A 15,216-nucleotide genomic window follows, 5' to 3' on the forward strand; every position below is an offset into this window, starting at 1 on the left:
CTCGTCAGGCTCATAACCTGAAGGCCGCAGGTTCAAATCCTGCCCCCGCAACCAAGCACCAAAAGCCGTTGATCCAGAACTTGGATCAGCGGCTTTTTGCTGTGCGCAAGATCGCTGACCAAACGCTTCCGTGGAAGCCTCATGGATACGCCCCAAACCGTGTTCGATGCCGCTTGCAGCGCCAAGGGGATCCATACCGCCTCACTGAACGAAGCATGAATCCCCCTTTTGCAACGAACCGTTACCCCATTCCAATATTCATGACACAGTAGAACTATCCGTCGGGACTAACTATACGCCGTGTTTTGCCTTTTGGGGCGCGGCGCCCCAACCCGCGCCGATTGATGGTGCGCTCACATCCAATCTTTTCAGGGAGCCTCACCCGGCAAGGGCGGCGCGACCGGCACTGGACAGGATCATGTCGTTTTGGGGTGCATGGACGCGGGCGCACAACACGTCGCGGTGATGGCGTTCCAGCGGGTTGTCGCGCGATAGCCCGGGATTGCCCGTGATCTCCAGCGCCCGCGCCACCGCGTCGATGGCGTTGTTGGTGACGGTGTATTTCACCAGCAGGCTGTCGCTGGAGGCGGGCGGGGCGCCGCCATCCACCGACGCCGACAGGGAGCGCAGAAGCACGCGGTTGGTCAGCAGCAGCGCTTCGATGCCGCCCAACGCCTCCTGAAGGCGGGGGACCGTCCCCAGCGAGGCCCCGCCCAGCGCGGTCGGTTTGCGGGCGTGCAGGAAGCCGATCAGCCAGTCGCGGGCCGAGCGGGCGATGCCGTCATAGACGCCGCTGAACAGGGCAGCCATCCAGGCGGTGGCGGTCGGATCGGGCGCCGCCCAGTCGGCGGGTGGGCGCAGCTCTCCAGCGTGATCGTCCGGCACGAAGACGTCGTTGAACACCACCTCGTGGCTGCCGCTGGCGCGCATGCCGATGTGGTTCCAGGTTTCGCGCACCTCGACGCCTTGCTCCGCGAGACCGCTGCCGCGCGGCACCACCCAGATGCCGACCCGGGGTTCGGCCTCGTCGGTGCGCGCCCAGACGCCGAGCCAGGACAGCGCCGGAATGCCGGTGGAGTAAATCTTGGTCCCGGAGATCCGCCAGCCGCCGGGCACTTTGCGCGCCACGCTGGCCGGCAGACCGCCACGGTGGGGCGTGCCCAGTTCCGGTTCCACCCGCAGGATGTTGATGAGGCCGCCATCGCTGACGGCGGAGCGGGCGATGCGCTCGCGCAGGGCTTCCGGCTAGGCGGGTCCGCGTTGGAGCTGGTTGTGGATGACGTAATGCAGCACCAGAACCAGGGCGGTGGACGGCTCACCCCGCGCGATCCCGTTCACCACCGCCAGCGCGTCGCGCAGCCCGCCGCCCAGTCCCCCCGCTGATGTCGGAGCGACCAGCGCCAACAGCCCGACCGCCCGCAACCGCTCGATGTTCTCGAACGGGAAGTTGGCGGCGGCGTCATGCTCGGCGGCGCGCCGCGCGAACTCCGCCGCCAGCGTGGCGATCAGCGACGGGTCGGCCAGCGGCGCATCGTCGGTCCCGCCGAAGGGGGCGACCGTAAGGGACGGGTTGTCGAAGGGCATGACAGGCGGCTCCGCAAACGTTGCGCTGGAAGGGCGGGGTCAGTCGAGCAGATCGGGTTCGGTCGCGACGATCCATTCCCACAGCGGATGGAAGTTGTAGGCGCCGCCCTGGTGACTGCCGACCTGCGAGCGGGTCAGCAGCGCCGTTTCGTGGTCGATGGGCTGGGGCCGTCCGGCGGCCTCCGCCAGCAATTGGGTGTGGGCGGCGTTGTCGGCGCTGATGAACCACCAGGCCGCCGCCTCCACGCTCGGCCCGACGGTCAGCAGCCCGTGATTCTTCAGGATCGCCAGCTTCTTGTCGCCCAGCGTCTCCACCAGCCGCGTGCCTTCGCCCTCGGTCAGGACGACGCCGGAATAGGGGTCGAAGATCACCTGATCCTCGTAGAAGGCGGCGGCGTCCTGGCTCAGCGGGGCGAGCGGCAGGCCAAGCGACGACCACGCCTTGCCATAGGTCGAATGGGTGTGGGCGGCGGCGATCACGTCGGGCCGCGCCCGATGGATGGCCGAATGGATGGTGAAACCGGCCTGGTTGATGGCGCGGTCGCCGTGGAGGATGGCGCCGTCGCCATCGACCAGATGCAGGTCCGACGCCCGGATGGTGCGGAAATGCTGGCCCAGCGGGTTGATCCAGAAGCGGTCGGGATGTTCCGGATCCCGCGCGGTGACATGCCCGGCCAGCCCCTGGTCAAAGCCGTAGTGGCCGAACAGGCGGAAGGTGGCGGCCAGCCGCTGCTTGCGGCGTCGCCGCTCCTCCTCGACGCTGGTGTGGCTGACCGCATCGACCGGCGGCCAGAATTTGCGCGGTCTGGGAGAAATATGGGTCATCGGAACAGGCTCCGTCGGGAAAGGGGATCAGTAGCCGGTGTCGGCGTCCACCACGTCGCGCAGCGGTTCGCCACGGGCGTAAGCGTCGAGGTTGGCGAGGACGCGGTCGGCCAGCCGCGATTCGACGTCCGGGCTGGACCATGAGACGTGCGGGGTCAACCGGACGGCGGGATGGCTGTAGAAGGGGTGGCCGGTCGGCAGCGGTTCCGGGTCGGTGACGTCCAGCGTGGCGCCGGCGATCCGACCGCTGTCGAGGGCGGCGAGCAACCCGTCCTGGTCGAGCAGCGCGCCGCGCGCGACGTTGACCAGATGCAACCCCGGCTTGGCGCGGGCCAGCAGCCCGGCCCCGATCAACCCGTGGGTGGCGGCGGTCAGCGGCAGGACCAGGACCAGATGGTCGCTGGCCGCCGCCAAATCCTCCAGCCGGTCGAACGGGTCGACGCCCGGCTCCGACCGTTCCCAGCCGGAGCGGCGGACCGCTCCGACCACCAGACCGAAGGCGCCCGCCCGCTCCGCCACCGCCCGACCGATGGCGCCGAAGCCGACCAGCCCCAGCCGCTTGCCGGACAGGCTGCCCAGCGTCTCGCGCCGCCAGTCCTCCGGCCCGCGCAGGCGGAGGACGTCCCAACGCTTTTCAAAGGCGAGGATGGCGGTCATCACATAGTCGGCGATGGCCACCGCCGAAACGCCACGGGCGCAGGTGACGGTCCGCCGCCCCTCCAGCAGCCAGGGCGGATAAAAATCCATTCCCGTAGAGGCCGACTGGATCCAGCGCAGGCCCTCGCCCCAGCCCTGGGGCGGGGCTGCGGGCGCGGCGTCCCACCCGATCAACGGGCGGGTCAGCAGAACCTCGACCCCGGTCGGCAGGTCCCAGGGGGCGCGGCCCGCCTCATGCTCCAGCAGGGTGGGTCGGCAGGGGTGCGCGGCGACGCGCGCGCCCACCACCGGACCAAGCTGGTTGAGGATCACCGGGGAAGGGATCGCCACCGTGCGTTCACTCCGCCGCGACGGCCTGGGCGCGCTGGCGCTCGGCCACCCGTTGGCGGACGCGGGGCAGCAACTCCCGGCCATAGGCGATGGCGTCGGGCAGCGGGTCGAAGCCGCGAATCAGGAAGGTGGTGACGCCGAGATCGTAGTAATCGAGCAGGGCGTCCGCCACCTGATCCGGGGTGCCGACCAGCGAGGTGGAGTTGCCCTTCGCCCCGGTCAGGCTGGCGATGGCGGTCCACAGGCGTTTGTCGTGGCGATGCCCCTTGTCGGCGACGGCCAGCAGGCGGCGGGCGCCCTCATTGTTCGGCAGCTCGCCACGGCTGAAGCCGGTCTTGTCGAGCAGCGCCTTGGCCTTCTCATAGATGGCGTCGGCCTTGGCCCAGGCGGCATCCTCGGTGTCGGCCAGGATCGGGCGCAGCGACAGGCTGAAGGCCGGCTGCGGACGGCCCGCCTTGGCGACGGCGGCGCGCACGCGGGCCAGCAGCTCGCGCACCTGATCGTGGGTTTCGCCCCACACCGCGTAGGTGTCGGCATGACGACCGGCCACCTCGACGGCGGCGGCCGACGCGCCCGCGATCCACACCGGGATGCCCGACGGGTTGTAGGGCTTCACATGGGAGATCGCCTTTTCGACGCGGTAGTGTTTGCCCTCATAATCGAAGGGCGTGTCGCTGGTCCATTCGGCGCGGACGATGTCGAGGAATTCGGAGGTGCGGGCGTAGCGGTCGTCCTTGTCCTCCACGACGTTGCCGTCGCGGGCCAGCTCGCTGCGCTCGGCCCCGGTGATGACGTTGATGGCGACGCGGCCCCGGCTCAACTGGTCGAGCGTGGCGAATTGGCGGGCCAGGATGGTCGGGGCCTGGAAACCGGGACGATGGGCGATCAGCACGCCCAGCCGGTCGGTGACGCTGGCGATGTGCTGGCTGATCTGGAGGCTGTCGGGCGCGTCGGCGTGGAAGGCCTGAAGCACGGAATCGAAGCCGCCCAGCTCATGCGCCTTGGCCGTCGTCTCGATGTAATCGCGGTCCACCACCGGCCCCTGACGCGGGATGATCTCCGACGCGTTGTGATTGCCGACGAAGCCGACGAAGCGGAGCGGATGAGCGGCGGCGCTGTGGGAGGCGGCGCTGTGGGTCGCGGTCATGGCGGTGTTCCCCTGTTTATGGCTGGCGAGGGACGGCGTCGGCTCAGCCGAGCGGACGCGACAGGATGTCGGTGAAACGGCGGTCGAAGGCCGGGGCGATGTCGATCCATTTCGGCAGCACGCCCAATTGGTGGAAGGTGTCGGCGACGTTCTGGGCCGACGCGACGTCGGCGTCGGTGATGGGGGCCAGATCGCGTTGGCGCGAGTTCTTGCGCAGGATCTCCAGGTCTGTGTCGAGCGGCACGCCGATGGCGGCGGAATGAACCTTGGCCCAAGCGTCCAGATTGGCGGCGCGCCAGGCGAAGGCGCGGCGCAACCGCAGGAAATAATCGCCGATGGCGGCGGACTTGCCCGGATCGGCCAGCGCGTCGGGCGAGGCGAGATACAAATAGTTGCCCGACAGGTAGCCGTTGGAGGAGATCAGCACCCGCGCCCCTTTCTTGATGGCGAAGGGCGCCGAATAGCCGTAGATCGCCCAGGCATCGAGCGCGCCCTGGTCGAAGGCGGCCTGCCCCTCCGACGGGGACAGGCTGATCGCCTGGACGTCGGTGAAGCGCAGACCGGCCTCGCCCAGCATCTTGGCGAGGTAATATTGCGTGGTGGTGGCGCGGACATAGCCGACGCGCTTGCCCTTCAGGTCGGCCACCGACCGGATCGGGCTGTCCGGCGGAACCAGCACGACCTGCCAGTTCACGTCGTCCTTGACGACGGCGACGATGGTCAGGCGGGCGCCGGCGGCCACGCCGAAGGCGGGCGGGATCTCGCTGCTCGATCCGATGTCGATGGAACCGGCGTTGATCGCCTCGACGATCAGGTTGCCCGAGGCGAATTCGGCGAACCGCGAGCGGTAGCCGGACTGGGCGTTGCCGGACGCCTCCAGCGCCAACCCGTCCAGCGCTTTGTAATCGGCGATGCGCAGGATCGTGTCGGGCGTCGGGCCGGAGGCGGCGCGCGCGGAGAGGGGCAGGCCGCCCAGCGCCAGGGCGCCGCAGGCCCCGGCGGCGCGGCGCAGCAGGCTGCGGCGGTCGATGGGGGCGGGGGGAAGGCGGAGGAGATCGGTCGTCATGGCGGGCGGGATCCGTCGGCGGTGAAAATCACAGGCTGGCTAAGGTGGCGGCGCCGACGGGCAGGCCGAAGCCGCCCGGACCCGGATTGGACCCGGCTGCCGCAAGCGTCGCCGCGCCGGTCGTCCTGCTCTCGGCGGGCTGCGGCTCGCGCGCGGCCAGATGCTCCTCATCGAAGCCCAGCTCCGCCAGCAGGCGGGAGCGGAGCGCGATGAAGCCGGGATCGCCATGGCGGCGCGGGCGGGCGAGCGGGATCGGGATGTCGGCGGCGATTCTGCCGTTCGCCATCACCACGGCGCGGTCGGCCAGCAGCAGCGCTTCATCGACGTCGTGAGTCACCAGCAGGATGGCGGGGGCATGGGCGCGCCACAGCGTTTCGACCAGCCCCTGCATGCGCAGACGGGTCAGCGCGTCCAGCGCGGCGAAAGGCTCGTCGAGCAGCAGCAGGCGCGGTTCGCGGACCAGGGCGCGGGCCAGCGCCGCCCGCTGCGCCTCGCCCCCCGACAGGGTCAGCGGCCAGGCGCGGGCGCGGTGGGACAATCCGACCTCCGCCAACGCGGCAAGGCCGCGCTGTTCGACGTCGGGATGGCGCAGGCCGAGCGTGACGTTGCGCAGAACCCGCATCCAGGGGACCAATCGCGGTTCCTGGAACACCACCGCGCGCTGCTCCGGCAGGTCCACGACGCCGTCCGGCGCCGGGTCCAGCCGCGCCAGCGTGCGCAGCAGGGTGGACTTGCCGCAGCCTGACCGCCCGAGCAGGGCGGTGAAGGACCCCGGTTGGAGGTCGAGCGACAGGCCGTCCAGCACATTGCCGCCGCCGAAATTGCGGACGAGACCACGGACGCTGACGACCGGCTTGTCATGGGACGGGGAGACATGGGACGGGGAGACGGTCGGAACTTGGGTCGGGGTGAGGCTCATGGAGGATCACTCCTTGATGAAGGCGGGGCGCCAGACCAGCGCCGAGCGTTCGATGACGCGGACGATCAGATCGGCGAGCAGGCCGAGGATGGCGTAGACGATCAGGGCGACGATGATCACGTCGGTGCGCAGGAACTCCCGCGCGGTCATCGCCAGATAGCCGATGCCGCTGGAGGCGTTGATCTGCTCCCCCACCACCAGGCTGAGCCAGGCGACGCCAAGCGCGTAGCGCAGCCCGGTCAGGAAGGAGGGCAGGGCGCCGGGCAGGATCACCAGGCCGATCAGCTCCCGCCGGGTCAGGCCCAGCGTGGAGACCGCCTCCACCACCTTGGCGTCGACGGTGCGGATGCCCGCGAACAGGTTCAGATAGATCGGGAAGGCGGTCCCCAGCGCCACCAGGGCGATCTTGGGCGTCTCGCCGATGCCGAACCACAGGATGAACAGCGGGACCAGGGCCAGATGGGGCAAGGTGCGCAGCATCTGCAACAGGGCGTCGAGCGCGTCCTCCCCCCGGCGCGACAAACCGGCGATCAGGGCGCAGACCGTGCCGACCGACACGCCGATGGCCAGCCCGGCGCTGACCCGACCGAGCGAGACCAGCAGATGCAGCGCCAACTCGCCGCTGACCGTCAGGTCCCAGAAGGCCGTCAGGATTTGGGTGGGGGAGGGAATGGAGCGGGTGGATATCCAACCCAGCCCGACGCTGGCCTGCCACAGCGCCAGCAGCGCCAGCGGCACGACGCAGCGCCGTAGGCCCGCCGGAAGCGTTGCGGCGCGGGGCTGCGGCGCCGTGCCTTTGGTCGCGGTGACTGCTGTCATGATTCCTCCCGACGCCGTTCGATGTGTGGTGGCTGCGGGTGGAAGAATATCCCTATTCAGAAAATAGGAAAAATGAAAAACACAAATTCCACTGTTGAGAAAAATTTAAGCAACACAGAAAAATTGCTATTTCTGGGCGGCGGCTTCGGTCAGCAGAAGCGCGAGCGAATCGGACAGGATGTCGTACAGCCGATCAACCGCTGGGGTCGCCGCCGACGGCGCGCGGTGCAGTTCCAGGGGAACCGTTCCCAACGTCGGCAGGCCATGGCCCGGCTCCAGGATCGCCAGCGTGTCGGGCAGGCCGAGCGGCGTGCGGACGGTCACGCCCAGACCGGCCTCAACCGCCGCCCACAGGCCGGATAGGCTGGGGCTGGTGAAGGTGATGCGCCAGGGGCGTCGGTCGCCGTCCAGCCGTTCGATGCCATGCTGGCGGAACATGCAAGGCGCGTCGAGCAGGGCCAGCGGCAGGGGCGTTTCCTGATCGGCGTGGAAGCCGTCCGCCGTCACCCGGGCCGCCGCCACCCAGGCCACCGGCAGATGGGCCAGCGTCGCGGCGGCGGTCCCTGGCGCCACAGCGGCGGCAGGGCCGTCGATCTCGCCGAAGGCCAGGGCAAGATCAAGCGCGCCCTGCGCCACCCGTTCGCGCAGTTCACGGCCACGACCGACCTGGGCCTCGACATGGACGCGGGGATGGGCGCGGTGGAAGGAGCCGAGCACGGCGGGAAGCCAACGTTCCGCCAGATCCTGGGGAAAGCCGACCCGCACCGCGCCATCCATCGCCCGACCGCGCGCGGCTGACAACGCCTCGTCGTTCAGGGTGACGAGGCGGCGGGCGTAGCCCAGCAGCAGGTCGCCCGCGTCGGTCAGCGCCACGGTGCGGCCCGCCTTGCGGAACAGCGGTTGGCCGACCTGCTCCTCCAGCTTCTTCATCTGGAGGCTGATCGCCGACTGGGTCCGACCGAGCCGTTCGGCGGCGCGGGCGAAACCGCCATGCTCCATGGCGATCACCAGCGCCCGCAGCACGTCCATGTCGAGGTTGGTCGGAAGCAACGCCATCGCCGTCGTCCTTGGGCCGCTCCCCCGCCGTCAGGTCGGCAACGCGCTGTTGAAGCCGGGATCGAAGATCACCGTCGCGTCCAGCCGTTTCGGGATGATGCCGAACTCCCGCCAGACATCGGCGGTCGCCTGCTGGTCCGCGATGACCGAGGCGTCGAGGGCGACCGGCCGCGCCCGTTCGACGCCAAAGGTGTGGCGGGCGATGGCGGGATCGATGCCGACCGTCTTGGCCCAGATACCGGCGTAGGCGTCGCTGTTCTCCAGCGCCCACAGCCGGGCGGCGGCGAAGCGACGGATCAGGTCGGACAGGGCCTCGCGCTTGGTGGCGATCGCCTCCAGCGTGGCGGTCTGGTAAGACAGGCCGCTCATCAACCCCGATCCGGTGACGACCGCGCGGGCGCCATCGACCAGAAGCGCCTGCGACACATAGATGCCCCAGCTCGACCACGCGTCGATGGAGCCAGCGGCCAGCGCCGACTTGGCGTCCGACGGCAGCAGGAAGGCGATCTTCACGTCGTCCGGCTTCAGGCCGTTGGCCTTCAGCGCCGCCAGCACGAGATAATGGCCGATGGAGCCGCGCCCGGCGCCGATGGTCTTGCCCTTCAGATCGGCGACGCTGCGGATCGGCGAGGCCCCCGGCGCCAGGATGGTGGTGCTCTGCGGGTTGGAGCGCACCGCGCCGATGATCTTGGCCGAGGCGCCGGCGGCCAGCGCGAAGGTGGTCGGCGCGTCACCGGCGTAGCCGACCTCGATGGCCCCGGCGTTCAGCGCCTCCAGCAGCGGGGCGGCGGCGGGGAACTGGCTCCATTCGATGCGATAGGGCAGATCGGACAGAAGCCCGGCGGCCTCGATCACCGATTGCACACCGCCTTTCTGGTCGCCGACCTTCAGCACGGCGCCGGTGGGAATGGCCGCCCGCGCCCGCGCCAGGGGGAGGAGTCCGGCGGCGCCGAGACCGAAACCAAGGCCCAGACCAAGCCCGAGAGCGCGGCGGCGCGACAGCGGCGGGAGCGGCGGGAGCGAAGAGGGGATGGGTGGCATGGGGGTCTCCGTCAGATGACGTGGAAATTGTGCGCGCCATCGCGCTGGAGCTGGGCGACCAGTTCCAGTTCCCAGTCGATGTAGCCCTGCATGGCGGCGGCGCTGTTGTCGGTCCCCTCGTAGGGGCGCTTGTAGACGTCGTCGGGTTCGCCCCCCAGCCGGTCGAGAGCGGCGCTGAGCGGCAGTCCGGCGGCGACCCACCCCTGGGCGCCGCCCTCCAGCAGCAGGGGGCGCTGCCCATCCGGGAAATCAGCGGCGGCGTAGCGGGCCAGCGTGCCGTCGCCGCAGGTCAGCACCGGCCGCACGCCCTTGGGCAGTTTGGCGATGATCCCGGCCAGCCGGGCGCGGGTGGAGAAATACGCCCCCGGAACATGACCGGCGCGGTAGCGCGGGCTGCGGGTGAGGTCGATCACCGCCGCTTCGCCATTCTCCAGCAACGCCAGCAGGTCGCGCGGCGCGATGGTCTCCGCTCCCACCTCCGGCGGCGGCGGCAGGCGGCGGCGGTCGGGACCGCTCTCGCGGCCCAGGCTGGAGACGTCGCCGTCCAGAACATGCGCCTCCCAGCCAAGCTGAGCGAGCCAGGAGGCGGTCATGTCGGCGCGCGGGCCGCCACCACCAGCCGGATCGTCGGCCAGCACGATGCGGGCGCCGCGCACCGCGACATGCTCGTCGGTCGCCTGGACCAACTGTCCGCCCGCAGCGTGACGGAAGCCGGGCAGATGGCCCGCCTCATACTCCTCCGGCGTGCGCACGTCGAGCAGGTGGAGCGTCCGCCGCTCGTCGGCGCGCAGGCGGTCCAGCCCCGCCGGATCGATCCGGCGGACGCCCGCCCGGTCGGCCACCGCCCGCGCCCGCCGCCGCCCGTCGGCGTCGCCTTCCGCCGACAGGCTGGCGGGGAACTGGCCCTCGCGCCCACGGTCCAGCGTCAACCCGGCCAGGGTCCAGCCGATGGTGCCGTTGCGCAGGGCGGCGACCCGGTTGGGAATTCCAGCGTTGACCAGCGACTGGGCGCCGATGATCGAGCGGGTGCGACCAGCGCAATTCACCACCACCAGCGTGTCGGGGTTGGGGGCGACGTCGTGGACGCGCTTGACCAGCTCCGCCCCCGGCACGCTGACGCCGCCGGGGATCGACATGGTGCGGTATTCCTCGAACCGGCGGGCGTCGAGGATGACCAGATCGGCTTTCGCGTCGATCAGCGCCTTGACCTCCGCCGCTGGCAGGGAGGGGGTGTGGCGGTGATGCTCCACCCATTCGCCAAAGGCCTTGCTGGGGACATTCACGTCCCGGTAGACCTCGAACCCGGCGGCGATCCAACCGCTCAGCCCGCCCTCCAACAGCGTCACGTCGCTGAAGCCCAGAGCCTGAAGTCGGCGGGCGGTCGGCTCGGCATAACCCTCGCCGTCGTCATAGACGGTGATCGGCGCGTCGCGGCGCGCCAGCAGGTCATAGGCCAGCAGTTCCACCCGGCTCAGCGGGACGGAGACGGCGAACAGCGGGTGGGCCAGCGAATAGGGGCCTTCCTCCCGCGCGTCGAGCAACGCGACCTCCTCGCGCTCGATCCAGGCACGGCGGATGTCGGCGGGGCGGCGGGTGGCCAGGGGAGCGCCAAAAGAAGCTGCGGCGGTCATGGTGCGTGGGATCCTCAGGCGGCGTGGGGGACGGGCTGCGAACGGTCCCACAGGTTGGGCAGGGCGGTGTTGGCGTAGCCGGAAATGAACAGCTTGCGCTGTCCGGTCAACGGATCGTAGACCGAGCGGCGGACGGCGCCGATGTTGCCGCCATAGACGTGGATGCTGATCGATGGCCGGTCGGGCAGCGCGTTGGCGATTGCATGGACGTCGCCGATGCGCGGCGACACCGCCTCCACCGCCCCCGCCTCCAGGATTTCGGACGGGGAGGCGACGGGCGGGCCGCCCGCGTCCTGAAGATCGTAGCGTTGGGAGCGTTCCGCCCCGCGCAGGACGCCGACAAGGCCCCAGACCGTGTGGTCGTGGATCGGCGTCCGCTGCCCCGGTCCCCAGACGAAGCTGACGACGGAGAACCGCTCATACGGGTCGCAGTGTAGCAGATACTGCCGGTAATGCGCCGGATCGGGCTGGGCATAGGCGTCGGGCAGCCAGTCGTCGGTGGCGATCAGGTCGGCCAGCAGGGCGCGACCGGCGTCCAGAATGGCGGGTTCGTCGCCGCCGTGCCGCTCCACCAGACGGGTGAAGTCGGCGATGAAGCCGCGCAGGCGCGGCAGGTTGGGGGTGGGCGTCCTGTCGTTGGGCATGGTCGGGGTGTCCTTACCAGCTCTCGGCACGGCCGAGCGGTTCGAGAATGCGGATCACAGGGCGGCTCCCGTTTGCGGACAGGACCGCGCAGACCTGGGCGAACCGTCATCGCCGGTGTTGAACAGAGCGGCAATGTTCAATAATAGAATTTCCTATAGCAAAATAGGAAATTTACGAAACGTCAAGCCCCAGCTTGGGGCAAGGCCATATTTCTTGCGGGGGCCGCCGATTTCCGGCCCGCGTCCCCATGTGGCTAGGCCCGTGTGGCTGGGCCGGTGCGCGGAGCGATAAAGTCTATAATAACATATTTTTATAGACAATGTTTGACTCAAAAAACACATTCGTCCAACATTGCGGAGGCCGACTTACGCCAAAACAGTTTGTGAAATTTGAAGGGGACGCCTTCATGACGCCGCACCGCCATCCGACGCCCGCATCCTGTTCTGTTGGACGTGTCGGGCGTCACCGTGCAGTACAAGACGCGCGCCCATCTGGTCACGGCCTGCCACCGGGTGGACTTCCAGCTTTACAAGGGAGAACGCTACGTCCTGCTGGGGCCGAGCGGTTGCGGCAAATCCTCTCTCCTGAAGGCGGTCGGCGGCTTTCTGCCCCCGGTCGAGGGAAGCATCCGACTGAACGGCCATCCGGTGACGCGCCCCGGCCCCGACCGCATGATGGTGTTTCAGGAGTTCGACCAGCTTCCGCCCTGGAAGACGGTCAAGCAGAACGTCATGTTTCCGTTGCTGGCCAGCGGCAAGGCGACTCGGCGGCAGGCGGAGGAGCGGGCGTTGGCCGCCATCGCCACCGTCAATCTGGCGGCTTTCGCCGACGCCCACCCGCACACCCTGTCGGGCGGGATGAAGCAGCGCGTCGCCATCGCCCGCGCCCTGGCGATGGAGCCGGACATCCTGTTGATGGACGAACCCTTCGCCGCGCTGGACGCGCTGACCCGCCGCAAGATGCAGGACGAGCTGCTGCAATTGTGGGACACGCTGGGCTTCACCATGCTGTTCGTCACCCATTCGATTGAAGAGGCGCTGGTGGTCGGCGCCCGCATCCTGGTGCTGTCGCCCCATCCGGGCCGGGTGAAGGCGGAAATCAACTGCCACGCGTTCGACCGCGCCTCGGCGGGCAGCCCGGAATTCCAGGCGGCGGCGCAGCGGATCCACACTCTGCTGTTCGCCGACGCGGTGGAACAGCCGGTGGCGGGGGGGACGTCATGACCGACCTGTCGCTCGCCAACACGTCTGTCGCGCCGTCTCGCCGCGCCATCCCGCCGGTCCGGCCGGAGCTTGAACGCGCCGTGTCCGCCGCCGGGGTGATCGGCGACGCCGCCCGTCCGCTGTCGCTGTGGGAACGGCTGACCGGGGTCGCGCTGCTGCGCCGTCTGGTCCTGCTGGCGGCGGTCGCCGCGCTGTGGCAGGGGGCGGCCCTGTGGCAGAACAACCCGCTGATGTTCCCCACCTTCACCGCCATGGCCTCCGCCCTGGTGGAGGCGGTGTTGCGCGACGATCTGCTGGCGATGGCCTGGGTGTCGTTGTCGGTGCTGCTGAAGGGCTACGCCATCGCCGTCGCGCTGGCGGTGGCGCTGACCACGCTCGCCGTGTCCACCCGGATCGGCGACGATCTGCTGTCCACCCTGACCTCCATGTTCAACCCGCTGCCCGCCATCGCGCTGTTGCCGTTGGCGATGCTGTGGTTCGGCTTGGGGTCGGTCAGCCTGACCTTTGTCCTGGTCCACGCCGTGCTGTGGCCGCTGGCGCTGAACACCCACGCCGGGTTCACGGCGGTGTCGGACACGCTGCGGATGGCCGGGCGCAATTACGGCCTGACCGGGCCGCGCTATGTCCTGACCCTGCTTATTCCGGCCGCCTTTCCCACCATCCTGACCGGGTTGAAGGTGGGGTGGGCCTTCGCCTGGCGCACGCTGATCGCGGCGGAGCTGGTGTTCGGCGTGTCGTCGGGCAAGGGCGGGCTGGGCTGGTTCATCTTCCAGAACCGCAACGAGCTTTACACCGACAAGGTTTTCGCCGGGCTGGCCGCCGTCATTCTGATCGGGCTGCTGGTTGAAAACCTTGTTTTCCGATGGATTGAGGCCCGCACCGTGCGCGCCTGGGGAATGGTTCGCTGACATCATGAACGCAGTTCGTTTTGACGCCAATCTCACCACCGAACGCCCGACCTTCGTCACGCATCTGGAATGCGGGCTGACCGGCGAGCGGTATGAGGCCGACACGGTTCACAACCTGTCCCGCGCGGGCAGGCCGCTGCTGGTCCGCTACGACCTCGACGGGGTCAGGCGGACGTTGACCAAGGAGGCGCTGGCCGCCCGCCCGCTGGATCTGTGGCGCTACCGCGAATTGCTGCCGGTGCGGCGGGTCGCGGACATCGTCAGCCTGGGGGAGGCGGTGACGCCGCTGGTTCCGCTGCCGCGCCTGTCCGCCCGCTTGGGCGGCGGCGAGCTGCTGGTGAAGGACGAGGGCCGCTTGCCCACCGGGTCGTTCAAGGCGCGCGGTCTGGTGATGGCGGTGTCGATGGCCAAGGCGTTCGGCCTGCCGCATCTGGCCATGCCGACCAACGGCAACGCCGGGGCGGCGCGGGCGGCCTACGCCAGCCGGGCGGGCATCCGCGCCACCGTCTTCTGTCCCGCCGACACGCCCGAGGTGAACGTGTCGGAGATCGAGGCGCCGGGGGCCACGGTCCACCGGGTCAATGGCCTGATCGACGATTGCGGCAAGATCGTTGGCCAGGGCAAGGCGGAGGTCGGTTGGTTCGACGTGTCCACCCTGAAGGAACCCTATCGCATCGAAGGCAAGAAGACGATGGGGCTGGAGCTGGCCGAACAGTTGGGGTGGGAGCTGCCCGACGTCATCTTCTACCCCACCGGCGGCGGCACCGGCCTGATCGGCATGTGGAAGGCCTTCGCCGAGTTGGAGGCCATCGGCTTCATCGGCGCCAAGCGCCCGCGCATGGTCGCGGTGCAGGCGGCGGGTTGCGCCCCGATGGTGCGCGCCTGGGAAGCGGGGGAGGAGCACGCCCCGCGCTGGGAGGACGCCCACACGCTGGCCTCCGGCATCCGCGTGCCGCAGGCGGTGGGCGATTTCCTGATCCTGCGCGCGGTGCGCGAAAGCGGCGGCTTCGCCATCGCCGTGACCGACGACGCCATCCAGGCGGCCTTGGACGAGGCGGCGCGGGAGGAAGGTTTCCTGCTGTGCCCGGAGGGGGCGGCGACCTACGCCGCCTACAAACAGGCGCTGGCCGACGGGCGGGTTGGCCGGGACGAACGCGCGGTGCTGTTCAACTGCGCCACCGGCCTGAAATACCCGCTGCCGCCGGTGTCCCGCTCCCTGGACCATCACCAGCCCATCGACTGGGCGTCTTTCCGGTGAGGCCGCTGCGCGAGGCCCCGCGCGCGGCGTTGGCCGCTGTCCGCTGCGTCTTGACCGACATGGACGACACCTTGACCCACCGGGGCCGTCTGTCGGCGCGGGCCTGA

General features: G+C 69.5%; 16 protein-coding genes. 3 read left to right on the plus strand and 13 right to left on the minus strand.

Annotated features, from left to right (window positions below; genetic code table 11):
* The 13 genes from ACODS4_RS24860 to ACODS4_RS24920 form a co-directional block, all read right to left on the minus strand.
* Positions 1-195, minus strand: a 195-nt coding sequence (locus ACODS4_RS24860; protein WP_488868356.1) for a hypothetical protein, incomplete at its 3' end; no start/stop codon positions are given.
* A gap of 183 nt (positions 196-378) precedes the next feature.
* Positions 379-1,176 carry an acyl-CoA dehydrogenase family protein gene (locus ACODS4_RS24865; RefSeq protein ID WP_488868357.1) on the minus strand — a complete coding sequence of 266 codons (798 nt, stop codon included), beginning with the start codon at positions 1,174-1,176 and terminating at the stop codon, positions 379-381.
* 69 nt (positions 1,177-1,245) lie between these two features.
* On the minus strand, positions 1,246-1,584 hold the full coding sequence (locus ACODS4_RS24870) for an acyl-CoA dehydrogenase family protein (RefSeq protein ID WP_488868358.1): 339 nt from the start codon (positions 1,582-1,584) through the stop codon (positions 1,246-1,248).
* Between the two features lie 39 nt (positions 1,585-1,623).
* Positions 1,624-2,409, minus strand: a complete 786-nt coding sequence (locus ACODS4_RS24875; RefSeq protein ID WP_488868359.1) for a class II aldolase/adducin family protein — start codon at positions 2,407-2,409, stop codon at positions 1,624-1,626.
* Positions 2,410-2,436: 27 nt separating this feature from the next.
* Entirely contained in the window at positions 2,437-3,396 is a 960-nt protein-coding gene (locus ACODS4_RS24880; RefSeq protein ID WP_488868360.1) for a D-isomer specific 2-hydroxyacid dehydrogenase family protein, read from the minus strand.
* A 7-nt stretch (positions 3,397-3,403) separates the two neighbouring features.
* Positions 3,404-4,543, minus strand: coding sequence for an LLM class flavin-dependent oxidoreductase (locus ACODS4_RS24885; RefSeq protein WP_488868361.1), 1,140 nt, complete (start codon positions 4,541-4,543; stop codon positions 3,404-3,406).
* A 43-nt stretch (positions 4,544-4,586) separates the two neighbouring features.
* The gene (locus ACODS4_RS24890; protein WP_488868362.1) at positions 4,587-5,609 is read right to left on the minus strand and encodes an ABC transporter substrate-binding protein; all 1,023 of its coding nucleotides are present in this window, start codon (positions 5,607-5,609) and stop codon (positions 4,587-4,589) included.
* 28 nt (positions 5,610-5,637) lie between these two features.
* On the minus strand, positions 5,638-6,528 hold the full coding sequence (locus tag ACODS4_RS24895; protein ID WP_488868363.1) for an ABC transporter ATP-binding protein: 891 nt from the start codon (positions 6,526-6,528) through the stop codon (positions 5,638-5,640).
* Between the two features lie 6 nt (positions 6,529-6,534).
* Positions 6,535-7,347 (minus strand): ABC transporter permease subunit, encoded by an 813-nt coding sequence (locus tag ACODS4_RS24900; RefSeq protein ID WP_488868364.1) that lies wholly within the window; start codon positions 7,345-7,347, stop codon positions 6,535-6,537.
* Positions 7,348-7,473: 126 nt separating this feature from the next.
* Positions 7,474-8,403, minus strand: coding sequence for a LysR substrate-binding domain-containing protein (locus ACODS4_RS24905; protein ID WP_488868365.1), 930 nt, complete (start codon positions 8,401-8,403; stop codon positions 7,474-7,476).
* 30 nt (positions 8,404-8,433) lie between these two features.
* Positions 8,434-9,444: an ABC transporter substrate-binding protein gene (locus ACODS4_RS24910; protein WP_488868366.1), complete on the minus strand. Its 1,011-nt coding sequence runs from the start codon at positions 9,442-9,444 to the stop codon at positions 8,434-8,436.
* Positions 9,445-9,455: 11 nt separating this feature from the next.
* A complete protein-coding gene (locus tag ACODS4_RS24915) occupies positions 9,456-11,075 on the minus strand; it encodes a rhodanese-like domain-containing protein (RefSeq protein WP_488868367.1) in 1,620 nt (539 codons plus the stop codon).
* Positions 11,076-11,089: 14 nt separating this feature from the next.
* Entirely contained in the window at positions 11,090-11,719 is a 630-nt protein-coding gene (locus tag ACODS4_RS24920) for a cysteine dioxygenase family protein (protein ID WP_488868368.1), read from the minus strand.
* A gap of 468 nt (positions 11,720-12,187) precedes the next feature.
* Between ACODS4_RS24920 and ACODS4_RS24925 the strand changes: the two genes are divergently transcribed.
* From ACODS4_RS24925 to ACODS4_RS24935, 3 genes are read left to right on the plus strand one after another with little or no spacing between them, the layout of a single operon-like run.
* The gene (locus tag ACODS4_RS24925) at positions 12,188-12,943 is read left to right on the plus strand and encodes an ABC transporter ATP-binding protein (RefSeq protein WP_488868369.1); all 756 of its coding nucleotides are present in this window, start codon (positions 12,188-12,190) and stop codon (positions 12,941-12,943) included.
* Positions 12,940-13,851 carry an ABC transporter permease gene (locus tag ACODS4_RS24930; RefSeq protein WP_488868370.1) on the plus strand — a complete coding sequence of 304 codons (912 nt, stop codon included), beginning with the start codon at positions 12,940-12,942 and terminating at the stop codon, positions 13,849-13,851. Before ACODS4_RS24925 ends, ACODS4_RS24930 begins: the two co-directional genes overlap by 4 nt.
* A 4-nt stretch (positions 13,852-13,855) precedes the next feature.
* The gene (locus ACODS4_RS24935; RefSeq protein ID WP_488868371.1) at positions 13,856-15,109 is read left to right on the plus strand and encodes a threonine synthase; all 1,254 of its coding nucleotides are present in this window, start codon (positions 13,856-13,858) and stop codon (positions 15,107-15,109) included.
* The last annotated feature ends 107 nt before the right edge of the window (positions 15,110-15,216 follow it).

The organism is Azospirillum sp. FG154 (genome assembly GCF_057809575.1).

Excerpts from the sequence above, each read along its gene's own strand:
- ACODS4_RS24870 (WP_488868358.1), bottom strand. The coding sequence starts at position 1,584 with ATGCCCTTCGACAACCCGTCCCTTACGGTCGCCCCCTTCGGCGGGACC.
- ACODS4_RS24875 (WP_488868359.1), bottom strand. The coding sequence starts at position 2,409 with ATGACCCATATTTCTCCCAGACCGCGCAAATTCTGGCCGCCGGTCGAT.
- ACODS4_RS24885 (WP_488868361.1), bottom strand. The coding sequence starts at position 4,543 with ATGACCGCGACCCACAGCGCCGCCTCCCACAGCGCCGCCGCTCATCCG.
- ACODS4_RS24890 (WP_488868362.1), bottom strand. The coding sequence starts at position 5,609 with ATGACGACCGATCTCCTCCGCCTTCCCCCCGCCCCCATCGACCGCCGC.
- ACODS4_RS24895 (WP_488868363.1), bottom strand. The coding sequence starts at position 6,528 with ATGAGCCTCACCCCGACCCAAGTTCCGACCGTCTCCCCGTCCCATGTC.
- ACODS4_RS24900 (WP_488868364.1), bottom strand. The coding sequence starts at position 7,347 with ATGACAGCAGTCACCGCGACCAAAGGCACGGCGCCGCAGCCCCGCGCC.
- ACODS4_RS24905 (WP_488868365.1), bottom strand. The coding sequence starts at position 8,403 with ATGGCGTTGCTTCCGACCAACCTCGACATGGACGTGCTGCGGGCGCTG.
- ACODS4_RS24910 (WP_488868366.1), bottom strand. The coding sequence starts at position 9,444 with ATGCCACCCATCCCCTCTTCGCTCCCGCCGCTCCCGCCGCTGTCGCGC.
- ACODS4_RS24915 (WP_488868367.1), bottom strand. The coding sequence starts at position 11,075 with ATGACCGCCGCAGCTTCTTTTGGCGCTCCCCTGGCCACCCGCCGCCCC.
- ACODS4_RS24920 (WP_488868368.1), bottom strand. The coding sequence starts at position 11,719 with ATGCCCAACGACAGGACGCCCACCCCCAACCTGCCGCGCCTGCGCGGC.
- ACODS4_RS24930 (WP_488868370.1), top strand. The coding sequence starts at position 12,940 with ATGACCGACCTGTCGCTCGCCAACACGTCTGTCGCGCCGTCTCGCCGC.
- ACODS4_RS24935 (WP_488868371.1), top strand. The coding sequence starts at position 13,856 with ATGAACGCAGTTCGTTTTGACGCCAATCTCACCACCGAACGCCCGACC.